This window comes from Pantoea sp. SM3 (assembly GCF_000963995.1).
In the GTDB taxonomy this organism is placed as follows: domain Bacteria; phylum Pseudomonadota; class Gammaproteobacteria; order Enterobacterales; family Enterobacteriaceae; genus Pantoea; species Pantoea rwandensis_B.
Window position 1 is genome coordinate 273,458 of the sequence record NZ_JZRD01000008.1, and the last position, 12,647, is coordinate 286,104.

Annotated in this window: 8 protein-coding genes; 4 read left to right on the forward strand and 4 right to left on the reverse strand. The window is 57.3% G+C overall.

The annotated features are described in order from the left end of the window. Positions 1–2 precede the first annotated feature (2 nt). Both VI01_RS05940 and VI01_RS05945 read left to right on the forward strand, forming a co-directional pair. On the forward strand, positions 3–2,975 hold the full coding sequence (locus tag VI01_RS05940) for a virulence factor SrfB (protein WP_045814354.1): 2,973 nt from the start codon (positions 3–5) through the stop codon (positions 2,973–2,975). Then, positions 2,972–5,344: a virulence factor SrfC family protein gene (locus VI01_RS05945; RefSeq protein ID WP_045814355.1), complete on the forward strand. Its 2,373-nt coding sequence runs from the start codon at positions 2,972–2,974 to the stop codon at positions 5,342–5,344. The genes VI01_RS05940 and VI01_RS05945 overlap by 4 nt, the downstream gene beginning before the upstream one ends. Here the strand turns inward: VI01_RS05945 and VI01_RS05950 are convergent, their stop codons facing one another. From VI01_RS05950 to VI01_RS05960, 3 genes are all read right to left on the reverse strand, one after another. Continuing rightward, a complete protein-coding gene (locus VI01_RS05950) occupies positions 5,345–5,611 on the reverse strand; it encodes a barstar family protein (protein WP_045814356.1) in 267 nt (88 codons plus the stop codon). It abuts the gene before it with no gap. 2 nt (positions 5,612–5,613) lie between these two features. Continuing rightward, positions 5,614–6,048, reverse strand: a complete 435-nt coding sequence (locus VI01_RS05955; RefSeq protein ID WP_038647179.1) for a ribonuclease domain-containing protein — start codon at positions 6,046–6,048, stop codon at positions 5,614–5,616. Positions 6,049–6,136: 88 nt separating this feature from the next. Then, positions 6,137–6,484, reverse strand: coding sequence for a helix-turn-helix domain-containing protein (locus VI01_RS05960; protein WP_038647181.1), 348 nt, complete (start codon positions 6,482–6,484; stop codon positions 6,137–6,139). 296 nt (positions 6,485–6,780) lie between these two features. Here VI01_RS05960 and VI01_RS05965 point away from each other — a divergent pair, with 296 nt between their 5' ends. Both VI01_RS05965 and oqxB read left to right on the forward strand, forming a co-directional pair. Continuing rightward, positions 6,781–7,935 (forward strand): efflux RND transporter periplasmic adaptor subunit, encoded by a 1,155-nt coding sequence (locus VI01_RS05965; RefSeq protein WP_045814357.1) that lies wholly within the window; start codon positions 6,781–6,783, stop codon positions 7,933–7,935. An 18-nt stretch (positions 7,936–7,953) separates the two neighbouring features. After that, entirely contained in the window at positions 7,954–11,106 is a 3,153-nt protein-coding gene (gene oqxB / locus VI01_RS05970; protein ID WP_045814358.1) for a multidrug efflux RND transporter permease subunit OqxB, read from the forward strand. 966 nt (positions 11,107–12,072) lie between these two features. Here the strand turns inward: oqxB and VI01_RS05975 are convergent. Continuing rightward, positions 12,073–12,558: an Rrf2 family transcriptional regulator gene (locus VI01_RS05975; protein ID WP_045814359.1), complete on the reverse strand. Its 486-nt coding sequence runs from the start codon at positions 12,556–12,558 to the stop codon at positions 12,073–12,075. Between the last annotated feature and the right edge of the window lie 89 nt (positions 12,559–12,647).

Below are 12,647 nucleotides of genomic sequence, written 5' to 3' on the forward strand. Positions count from 1 at the left end.
ACATGTTGGCTCCCCTCATCGATGACAAACAAAAAATCACGCTGATTGAAGATAGCGGTGTGCAGTTTCTCGATTTTGGCTTACGTCTGCCTGCCTTGCAGGCGCGCCGCCAGTTCGTTCGTCAAACCGCTAACGGACCGCTGCTGCGGCTGAACGTGGACGGCAACAGCGGCAAATTTTTGCTCTATCCCGAAGATGGCGGTGCAGCAGAAGTGGTGCGTCCCGAGTCGGACATTGCACTGGCAGATTCCTTAACGCTGCTGGCACACCAGTGGCTGCCGCTGCCGGTGCTGCGCTGCACAAGCGGTCGCCGTTTTATCGGCGGCCCGGATAACTGGGCGCGCCTGCACCTGGCAGCGCTGGCACAGCCTGATGCCGCAGGTAACACCCATCGCATTACGCTGGCGTTTGATACCCGCATCGTGCCGGAACAGGACGGCGGCGAACAGCACGGTCTGAGCAAAGCCGATGCGCAAAACGGCGTGAGTTTCGCCCTTGCCTGGCACAACTATGAACTGGGTGAGTTTCTGGACCACACCTGGGTGGATGGCTGGCTGCGTGAAACCTTTACGCAGCAGGTCAACGCGCTGGAGTCTCGCCGCGAGCAGGAGCTGAATCAGGCGCTGCGTGAGTTTGAGTATCAGGCACACTATCTCAACCTGCTGGAACTGCTGGGTGAGCAGTTGGATCTGGCCGAGATCTACATTCAGGCCACTTCGCTGCAAACCCCGGCGGTGAACGTGGATATCATCCTTGACGTCGGTAACTCGCACACCTGCGGCATTTTGGTAGAAGACCACGCCGAAGAGAGCAACGGTCTGCGCCAGACTTACGAACTGCAACTGCGCGACCTCTCTGAACCGCATCAGGTCTACAACGAACTGTTTGACAGCCGTCTCGAATTCGCAGAAACCCGCTTTGGTAAAGCGAATTTCTCGCTGGAAAGTGGCCGCGAAAACGCCTTTATGTGGCCATCGCTGACGCGCGTTGGTCGCGAAGCCAGCCGTCTTGCGCTGCTGCGCGCAGGCACAGAGGGCAGCACCGGTCTCTCCAGCCCGCGCCGTTATCTGTGGGATGAAGCACGTTATCAGCCAGGCTGGCGCTTCAACGCCCATGGCAGCAGTGACGAGCCACAGGCAACCGCGCTGCCTTTCACCCTGCTGCTGAACGATGAAGGCCAGCCGTTGCACGCGCTGGCTGAAGACGATCGCCTGCCGGTGTTCTCTGCCAGCTACAGCCGCAGTTCGCTGATGACTTTTATGCTGTGTGAGCTACTGGCCCAGGCGATGATGCAGATGAACAGCGTGGCACAGCGCCAGCGTATGCCGCAGAGCCAGGCCCCGCGCCAGTTGCGCCATGTGATCCTCACGCTGCCGTCAGCGATGCCAAAACCAGAACGGGAAATTTTCCGTCGCCGCATGCAGGAAGCCATCGCGCTGGTGTGGAAAGCTGAAGGCTGGCATCCCGCAGAAGACGATTTCAGCATGCAAAGCCAGGCGAAAAGCCTGCGCCCGGTGCCGGATGTCCAGATGGAGTGGGATGAAGCCACCTGCGGACAGATGGTGTGGCTGTTCAACGAAACCCAGGTGAACTTTGCCGGGCGTGCAGAAGATTTCTTCAGCAGCATGGCACGTCCGGATCGTCCGCGTGAAGCCGACGAAGTGCCGGGCAAAAGCCTGCGCATTGCTTCCATCGACATCGGTGGCGGCACCACCGATCTGGCGATCACTCAATATCGTCTTGATGACGGCCAGGGCAACAACGTCAAGATCACCCCGCGCCTGCTGTTCCGTGAAGGCTTTAAAGTCGCGGGCGACGATATTCTGCTGGATGTGATTCAACTGTGGATTCTGCCTGCGCTGCAACAAAGTCTGCAAAAAGCAGGCCTGACGCTGGCCGAACCGCTGATGAACAAACTGTTCGGTCACGACAGCCGCATGGATGGGCAAGCCACGCTGCGTCAGCAAGTCACCCTGCAGCTGTTTATCCCGCTGGCACAGGCAGTACTGGAGCGTTATGAAAACTGGGACCCGCTCGACAGCCACAGCGAAATCAATGCGCTGTTCGGTGAGCTGGTACCGCAAAAGCCTGCCAGCAGCGTGCTGGCGTTTGTAAACGGTGAAATCCAGCGCACGCTGGGCGGCGACAACCGCTTCGATCTGCTTGATGTGCCTTTGGTGGTGAGCATGGCGCAGTTGCACGGTGAATTCCTGCAGCATCGTATGGCGATCATCCCGGCCTTGCGCGCCATGTGCGAAGTGGTGTCGCTGTATCAGTGCGATGTGTTGCTGTTGACCGGCCGTCCTTCGCGCTTCCCGGGCATTCAGGCGTTGGTGCGTCACCTGCAACCGCTGCCGGGCAGCCGTATTTTGTCACTGGAAGGCTATCACACCAGCGACTGGTATCCGTTCAACAAACAAGGCCGCATTGATAACCCGAAATCCACTGCTGCCGTGGGCGCGATGCTGTGTCTGCTGGCGCTCGATCTGCGTCTCAGCAGCTTCTGGTTCCGTGCAGGTGATTTCGAACCTTACTCCACAATCCGTTATCTGGGTGTGCTGGATGAGAACGCCACGCTGAGCGATGACAACCTGTGTTACAGCGAGATTGACCTCGATAAAGGTGATTTCGCGCTGGATCGGAAAAGCAGCTTCCGCATTCGCGGTAACGTCTGCCTCGGATTCCGTCAGCTGGATAATGACCGCTGGCCAGCTTCACCCCTTTACAGTCTGAGCATCACCGACCCACATCTGGCGCGTAAAGTCGCCGGCGAAAGCATCTTGCGTATTAAGCTGGCGGTGCAGCCGGGGCCAGAAAACTTCGGCCCGGAGCGTCTGGTACTGAGCGATGCCCGTATGGATGACGGCACCCGTGTGCCACTGGAGCAACTGAGTCTGAAACTGAACACGCTGTCTGCGACCGGCAATGCCAACGCGCAGTATTGGATTGACAGCGGGAGCGTCTGCAAACGATGAGAACTGCCAAAAGAGCCACCTCTGTAACGCCCGCCAAACGTCTGAGCCTGATGCAGGAGACGCTGGATGGCGCACTGAACTGGATTGAAAACCACCACGCGCAGGCACCGCGTCTGGCGCTGGAAGCGGATACGCTGCGGCTGCAACTGCGCCGCGCGCGCGTGGAGAGTCACGCCCTGGCGCGTCAACTGGCGCGTCCGGTGACGCTGGCGCTGTTTGGCCAGTCGCAGGCGGGCAAAGCCTGGCTGTTAAGTGAGATGGTGGGCGATGCGCAGGGCCAGCTGATGGCGCGTCTGGGCGATCGCGTGGTGAACTATTTCCAGAACATCAATCCCGGCAATCTCGATTTTGCTATTGCCACCCGCTTCAGCCACCAGCGTGAAACCCAGTCCAGCGCCTGGCCGCTGGAAATGACACTGCTCAATGACGTAGAACTGATTCGTCTGGTGCTGGCCTGTGCCAAAACCGAAGCGCAGCCGGATAGTGCGGTGATCGATGCTGCGCTGCAGCGCTTGCAGCGCCATCGCCAGGACGAGCTGCAGCCAGGCCTCGACAGCGATGCGTTGATCACACTGTGGGCGTGGAGCCGCCGCCAGCATCGTCACGCCGAGGTAATGGATCGCCACTTCTGGCCGCAGGCGGTGGAACTCGCCCCGTGGTTAAACGTCGATGATCGCATTCAGCTTTTTGCGCTACTGTGGCCAAACCAGGTGGCGCTCAACGAACAGCTGCGCAATCTGATGCATCTGCGTCACCAGTTGCGCCAGGCACCGCGCCTGCTCGCCCCCCTCAGCCTGCTGACCGATGACGCCTCGCTGCCGGCGGAGAAACTGATTAGCCACGATGCCGACTGGCAGGAAATGATTGAAGTCTGTCCGATCGTCGCCAATCGTGTCGGCAAACCGCAGCAAGTGCCGCTGGGCTTACTGGCGCTGCTGACGCTGGAAATCACCGTTCCATTGAGTTCGACACCGCGTCAGGCGCTGTATGATGAAGCCGATATGCTGGAACTGCCTGCGCCCGGCCAGCCTGCTGATTCGGGCCAGCAAGAGGATTTAGCGCAACTGCGCAAGCGCGATGCTTTGCGCGCTGCGCTGCTGGAGCAGAAACGCGCGCTGCTGCCGGGTCTGTATGCCGCACGTCAGGGTATCGATCTGATGTTAATCTGTACTGCCGCCAGCCAGCGTCAGGATACCGAGCTTGCCGCTAACGCGCTGCGTGAATGGCATATCCACCAAACCGTGGCCGCCAGCGGGGAAAAACCCCGCCTGATTTGGGCGATTACCCCGCACGATGCGCGTTACCAGCAGCATCAGATTAATGTGGATGAAGCCGTACAGCGTCAGATCGGACAACCAGGACAGAGCTGGGGTTCCATGCTGGCACTCGATCGTGCCGGTGTCGATCGCATGGGCAGTTGGTTGCAGGACGAAATGCAGCCAGAAGTGCGTCGTGATCGTCTGGCCCAGCAATTAAGCACCTTGCAGCAAAAGCTGGTGGAGCGTTTGCAACCGTGGACCGAATCCACTGCCACGCCAGAACAGGCAGCACGCAAGCAGGCGATTTCCGATACCTTGCTGAAGTGCCTGCAACATCGCACTGGCCTGCACGGCGAACTGCTGGAGCGCTTGCAGCCTTCGCGCGAAGCAGTGCGCCAGCTGTGGCTGAGCCAGAGCAGCGGCAATGTCGTGCAGCACAGCGCGAAAACCGCTGCGGCTGAGCAGAGCTATTTTGGTATTGGCTTTGAGTTTGACCTGTTTAAAGATGAACCGGTGGCCCCTGCGGAACCGCGTAACGGCAGCGGCCAGCGCGATCAGCAATTTCCGCAGCAGGTGTTTGCGCTGTGGCTTGAGCACCTACGTCAGTTGCCGGAGAGCCGGAGTTTACTGACGCTGCTGAACGTGGATAAACCGACCATGGAATTGCTGGTGGAAGAGCTGATTACCGCCAGCTTCCGCCTGAAGGTATTAAGCAAGCTGCAGAGCGCGCTTAACGAACCGGATGCTCAGGCCAGCGCGCATGAAGCGCGGACCGATCGCCAGGTTTCCCGTGCGATGACGGTGTTGGGGGATTTTGTGGCCTGGTTGGGCTTCCTGCAGCGCCCGGAGAGTGAACGGCCTGAGAGTCGCGTTAATCGCGGACAAACCATCTTCGCACGTCCGCCTGCGCCAAGCGTGAGCTTCTCGCCAGGCCAGCGTTTAACGCGTTTGTCAGCCGCACCCGCTAATCATACCGCGTATTATATTTATGACTGGCTGGTGGGATTAAATTCGGTGATCGTGGAAAACAACGGCTATACCGGCGGCAGCGACCTGCCCGCCAATGCCCGTCAGATGCTGGCGATTCTACTGCTGCCACTGCACGCGTAATCAGTCATGAATCAGGCGCAGCTCGCCTCGCAGCTGCTGCGCCGCTTCTTCCATCAGCGCCAGCACCGGTGCAAATTCCGCCTCGTTCGCCTGTGCAATATGATGCAAATGCAGTTCAGCCGGCAGCGCAATCCCGCCCGTCAGCCAATCCCACAGTGCATCCAGATTACAGCCAAACTCTCCGCTGCAGCCGCTTTGGGCCACAAACTCGCGGTAGAACGCCTGCCGGCTGGCCAATTGCTGGAAATCAAAAGAGAGCGTCAACATGGTTAGTTCACCTGTTTGAAGCTGCGATAGTGATCGGTAGTCAGAAAGATCAGTCCATCTGAAGAGTAAAGCAGACGATCGGCGTCGCGGTGGCCGCAATCGTAATTCACATCGGCCTCATACCATTGCCGCCCCGCTTGCATTGGCAGGCGTTGCTCACGATTGCTAAAACGATCGCCACCAATGGCTCGACCCGGCAACACCGTGCACAAGTCGCCTTTGCTGGGGTTCCAGCCCTGACGGCGTGCTTCACTTTTGGTGAGATAAAGATCCGGCAACTGATGATTTTGCTGTAACCACTGCGCCACGGTGTGGGCTTCGGTGAGTTTGGCAATATCTGTGCCGTGTGTGGCGGTTTTGCCGGTTAAATGCGGCTTAAGCCCGGCCCAGGTGGCGGCCAGCGCGAGAATGAGCCCAATCCAGAGTTTTTTTGACATAGTGACATCCCGAAGTGCAGGACGCCGATAATAGCAGGATTATCGTGAAGAAGAACGCGGGCCAGCATGGCTGGCCCTGGCGGAGGTGTTACTGCATCGCACTCGCTGATGGCACGGCATGTCGACGCCATGCGCCTGGCGCCACGCCATACTGACGTTTGAAGCTGCGATTGAACGACTGCTGCGAATCAAACCCCAGTGAAATCGCCACATTAAGGATAGGTTCGTTGGTGGTCGTTAAACGGTCCGCCGATTTTTTCAGTTTCTTATTACGAATGTACTCACCCAGCGGGTAGCCGGTGTGCTCTTTGAACATACGCTGCAGGTGCCATTTCGAATAACCGGCGCGCCCTGCTACGGTGTCCAGATCCAGACGTGCTTCAATGTTGTTATCAATCCAGTCGATCAGATCGTGAATAAATGCGTCGCTCATCATCCCATTTTCTCCCGTCGCCTTGACGAACAGTATCAGTATCAGTTGCAATTACACTTTAAGGGTGACTGACTATGACATTTAATGCAAGTTTTATTATTGCATTAAATGCCGCACTCGCCGTAGGGGCTTTCCCCCCTCTGAAACGAATTGATCAAAACAGCACATAAAGTGTATCAGATATTCTTGCAGATGCAGTTTGCAGCAGCCTACACTCATCGCGTTTTAATGCAATCTTAAAAGTTGCAGATTTTTCGTACATGTCCTTTCTTTTTTCACACCAACGCGGAATAACAACAATGCATCTGCAAACATATGGGGTTCGTCGGGCAGTATGCCTGTCAGGAGTGATGTTGCTGGGAAGCCTGCTGGCCGCTTGTGATCGGGGTGTGGCGCAAAACGCCCCGCCACCGCCGCCCGAAGTGAGTGTCGCGCAGGTGGTCGAACAAAAAGTCAGCCAATGGGATAGCTTCAATGGTCGCTTTGAAGCGGTGCAAAGTGTGCAACTGCGCCCCCGCGTTTCCGGCTATATCGATCAGGTTAACTATCGTGAAGGCGATGACGTGAAAAAGGGTCAGGTGCTGTTTACCATTGATGACCGCACCTATCGCGCGACGTTAGAGCAGGCACAAGCTGAACTCGCCACCGCGCGCAGTCAGGCCTCGCTGGCACGCAGTGAGTCGGCGCGCACCGATAAACTGATTGGCACCAATGTGGTGTCACGCGAAGAGTGGGAGCAGCGTCGATCGGCGGCAAACCAGGCGCAAGCTAATGTGCTTTCCGCGCAGGCCGCCGTTGATATGGCGCAGCTGAATCTCGATTTTACCCGCGTCACTGCCCCGATTGATGGCCGTGCCAGCCGCGCGATGATCACCACCGGTAACCTGGTGACAGCCGGTGACAGTGCCAGCGTGCTGACCACGCTGGTGTCGCAGGATCGTATGTACGTCTATTTCGACGTCGATGAAGCCACCTATCTGCAGTATCAGGCGATGGCACGTCAGGGACAAAATCGCGGTTCGCTGCCGGTGGAAATCGCGCTGACCGGCGAGCAAGGTTATCCGCATCGTGGCACCGTTGACTTCCTCGATAACCAACTGACCGCCAGCACTGGCACCATTCGCATGCGCGCCACGCTGGATAATCATGAACGTCAGTTCACCCCAGGTCTGTTTGCCCGCGTGCGTTTACCCGGCAGCGCCGCGTTTAACGCGCTGTTGATCGATGATAAAGCGGTGTTGACCGATCAGGATCGTAAATACGTGTATGTGGTCGATGCGCAGGGTAAAGCCGAGCGTCGCGATATTCAGGCTGGCGAGTTGGCTGATGGCCTGCGCATTGTGCAATCCGGTTTGAAGCCGGGTGACAAGGTGATCGTCAATGGCCTGCAGAAAGTCTTCATGCCTGGCATGCCGGTGAAAGCTCAGCCGGTGGCAATGCGCTCCGCTCAATAATAATCGAGACTGCCTGTTATGGATTTCTCCCGCTTTTTTATCGACCGACCGATCTTTGCGGCGGTACTGTCGATTTTGATATTTACCACCGGACTGATCGCCATACCGCTGCTGCCGATCAGTGAATACCCCAATGTGGTGCCACCCAGCGTGCAGGTGCGCGCGGAATATCCTGGCGCCAACCCCAAAGTGATTGCTGATTCCGTGGCAACGCCACTGGAAGAGGCGATCAACGGGGTCGAAAACATGATGTACATGAAGTCGGTGGCCGGTTCTGATGGCGTGCTGGTCACCACCGTGACCTTCCGTCCGGGTACCGATCCCGATCAGGCGCAGGTTCAGGTTCAGAACCGTGTGGCGCAGGCAGAAGCGCGCTTGCCGGAGGAAGTGCGTCAGTTGGGTTTGACCACGCAGAAAATGTCACCGACGCTGACGCTGGTGGTGCACATGTTCTCGCCGAAGGGCAAGTATGACTCACTCTATCTGCGCAACTACGCCACGCTGAAAGTGAAAGATGAGCTAGCGCGCCTGCCGGGCGTTGGTCAGATTCAGATCTTCGGTGCCGGTGAGTACGCGATGCGTGTATGGCTTGATCCCAACAAGGTGGCGGCGCGTGGTATGACCGCCTCGGATGTGGTTAGCGCCATGCAGGAACAGAACGTGCAAGTGTCTGCCGGTCAGTTGGGCGCTGAGCCGACCAAAAAGGCCAGTGACTTCCTGTTGTCGATCAACACCCAGGGCCGTCTGGAGAGCGAAGAGCAGTTTGGCAATATTATCCTGAAAACCGCCGATGACGGCTCGCTGGTGCGCCTGCGTGACGTGGCGCGTATTGAGATGGGTTCCGGTAGTTACGCCCTGCGCTCACAGCTGAATAACAAGGATGCGGTCGGTATCGGTATCTTCCAGGCACCGGGTGCCAACGCCATCGACTTGTCGAATGCTGTGCGTGACAAGATGGCCGAACTGGCCACTCGTTTCCCGGATGATGTGCAGTGGGCAGCACCGTACGATCCAACCGTGTTCGTGCGTGACTCGATCCGTGCCGTGGTGCAAACGCTGTTTGAAGCGATTGTACTGGTGGTACTGGTGGTGATCCTGTTCCTGCAAACCTGGCGTGCATCGATCATTCCGTTGCTGGCAGTGCCGGTTTCGGTGGTGGGGACGTTCAGCGTGCTTTACCTGCTGGGCTTCTCGCTCAACACCCTCAGTTTGTTCGGGTTGGTGTTGGCGATAGGTATCGTGGTGGATGACGCCATTGTGGTGGTGGAGAACGTCGAACGTAATATCGCGATGGGACTCTCACCGACAGCGGCTGCGCATCAGGCGATGCGCGAAGTGTCGGGGCCTATTATCGCGATTGCGTTAGTGCTGTGTGCGGTATTCGTGCCGATGGCGTTCCTGTCCGGTGTAACCGGTCAGTTCTACAAACAGTTTGCGGTGACGATTGCCATCTCCACGGTGATCTCCGCCATTAACTCACTGACGCTCTCTCCGGCGCTGGCGGCCAAGCTACTGAAGTCGCATGATGCACCGAAAGATATGCCGACGCGTCTGATTGATCGCTTGCTCGGCTGGGTTTTCCGTCCGTTCAACCGCTTCTTCCAGCGCAGCTCGGATGGCTACGAGTCGATGGTCGGCAAAACCTTGCGTCGTCGCGGTGCGGTGTTTGGCGTTTACGTGATACTGCTGGCGGGCGCGGGCTTTATGTTCCACACCGTGCCGGGCGGCTTTATTCCGACGCAGGATAAGCTGTATCTGATTGGCGGCGTAAAAATGCCGGAAGGTTCGTCACTGGCGCGTACCGATGAAGTGATTCGTAAGATGAGCGAAATCGGCATGAACACCGAAGGTGTGGCCTACTCTGTCGCCTTCCCCGGCTTGAATGCCTTGCAGTTCACCAATACGCCGAACACCGGAACCGTATTCTTCGGTCTGAAGCCATTTAATGAACGTACCCGTACGGCTGCGGAGATTAACGCTGAAATCAACGCGAAAATCTCCAAAATCCAGCAAGGCTTTGGTTTCTCGATTATGCCACCGCCGATTCTGGGGCTGGGTCAGGGTTCGGGTTACTCGCTGTATGTGCAGGATCGTGCGGGCTTAGGTTACGGTGCGTTGCAAACCGCCATTAATACCCTTTCCGGTGCAGTGATGCAGACGCCGGGCATGATGTTCCCGATCTCCTCGTATCAAGCCAACGTGCCACAACTGGATGTGCAGGTTGATCGTGATAAAGCCAAAGCGCAAGGCGTGTCGTTGACTGACCTGTTCAGTACCTTGCAGGTGTATCTCGGCTCCTCTTACGTCAACGATTTCAACAAGTTTGGTCGTACCTGGCGTGTGATGGCGCAGGCGGACGGTGATTTCCGTAGCAGCGTGCAGGATGTTGCCAATCTGCGTACCCGTAACAATCAGGGCGAGATGGTGCCAATTGGCAGTATGGTTAACATCACCACCACTTACGGCCCCGATCCGGTGATTCGCTACAACGGCTATCCGGCGGCGGACCTGATTGGTGATGCCGATCCACGCGTGCTCTCTTCGGCACAGGCGATGGAAAAGCTGGAGGCGATGTCGAGCCAGGTACTGCCAAACGGCATGAATATTGAGTGGACCGACCTGAGCTACCAGCAGGCGACGCAAGGCAATACCGCGTTTATCGTGTTCCCGGTTGCGGTGCTGCTGGCGTTCCTGGTGCTGGCGGCGCTGTATGAGAGCTGGACCCTGCCACTGGCGGTGATCCTGATTGTACCCGTCACCATGCTGTCCGCTTTGGTGGGTGTGTGGCTGACAGGTGGCGATAACAATGTGTTCGTACAGGTTGGTTTGGTGGTACTGATGGGGCTGGCGTGTAAGAACGCGATTCTGATCGTCGAGTTTGCACGCGAGCTGGAGATGCAGGGCAAAGGGATTGTCGAGTCGGCGCTGGAAGCCTGTCGCCTGCGTCTGCGCCCGATCGTGATGACTTCCATCGCCTTCATCGCCGGTACCATTCCGCTGATTTTGGGTGAAGGTGCCGGTGCGGAAGTGCGCGGTGTTACCGGGATTACGGTGTTCTCCGGGATGCTGGGCGTGACGCTGTTCGGTCTGTTCCTGACACCGGTGTTCTATGTGACGTTGCGTAAGCTGGTCACGCGTAAACAGCCGGATGCGGAAGTGCAGACAGTGTAGTTTTATCGTGGTTAAAAACCAATGGGGCCTTGAGCTCTAAGGGTTATCAGTTAACGTCCTGTTCAGGTAAGGCCGCTATTTTGTTAAAGATGGCGGCCTTTTCTTTTGCGCGATTAAGTGCGGGCCCCACCACCTCTGCTGCTGCCGGGCCGTCCTCGCGCCGCTTCGCGGTGCCCTCGGCTGCAACATTGTGCCGGCCGGAACGTTCGGGTACTGCCGTCCTGGCCTACCCGAACTGCCTGTCGAATCCCTGCGCCTGACTCCTGGCACAACGTCTCCGCCTCAGCGCTGCGAATAGCCCTTGCAGCATCAGAGGCGCTGTGGCCTCAAACACTGTGCCCTTTGGGGCAGTAAAAGCGCTGTCGCCTGAACCATCTCGCCCTTTGTAGCAGTAAAAACGCTATCGCCTGAGTCATCGTGCCCTTTCCAGCAGCGTAAACGGAAGTTAGCAAGCAGACTGGTGTCGTTCTGGGGATGGCATTTCGCTGCGCTGAACGGAATGAGGAAGCCAGGAGAGCCAGCATGGATGCTGGCGAAAGGTGCAGCCGGGACAGGGAAAGTCACGTCTGCACCGGTCCGTCAGGCGGACGAGTGAAGTGAAGGTACCGCGTCAGCGGCGCGAGGACAGCCAGCCCCAGAGCGACACCAGTCTGCGTTATCACCTATACCGCCAGCCCCAGAGCGGTACCAGACTGCGTTATCACTTTACCGCCAGCCCCAGAGCGGCACCAGACTGCGTTATCACCTGAACACCAGCCTCTGAGCGGCGCCAGACTAAATTATCACCACTACCACCAGCCCCTGAGCAGCGCCAGACTGCGTCATCACCCCATGCTTAACTGAACAGCATCGGGCCACTGATCCCAGATTTTTACCTGTGTAGTGGAAACAAAAAAGGCCGTCATAAAATGACGACCTGGAGGATAGTGCATAGGTTGAGATGCGCCCTAAGGCGCACCAAGTAAATCAGCGGGCTTTTTTGCAGAGTTCCGCGATCTCAAGCTCGGGTAACTCTTCGCAACTGCTGGTGTCGTGTTTCTTCAGCTCAGCCAGTGCATCCGCCACCGTGCGGGTTTCCAGCACTTTTAGGGAAGCCTCTTCGGCTTCTTCGGCAATCGACTTGAAATACCAGCACAAGTTGGCACTGACAAGACAGCGCGGTGCAACATCAGGGCGTGATGCCCAGAGTTTTTTATCTTCGATGACCGAGGTATAAATATCGCGCAGCGTTATCTCCGCGGCTGGACGACCGAGATGAATCGAACCGGTACGTCCAAGCGTAGAGACGATGATGCCATCGCGTGTTAACGGAACCATCAGTTTCCGAATGAAACTGGGGTTCGCTTCAAGACCATAAGCCAAAATAGCACTGGTCGAGCGTTTGCCCAGTTGCTCCGCCATCGCTACGCTCAAAACCATCTGCAAAGCTGTCGGGAAGCGGTAATCTAGCATTTCTGTATCCTGATTTGCGGTCTATCTTATTGTTTTCATACCGCGACAGTGAGTAATCAATGAGCAATAAATATAACAAACACTGTTGC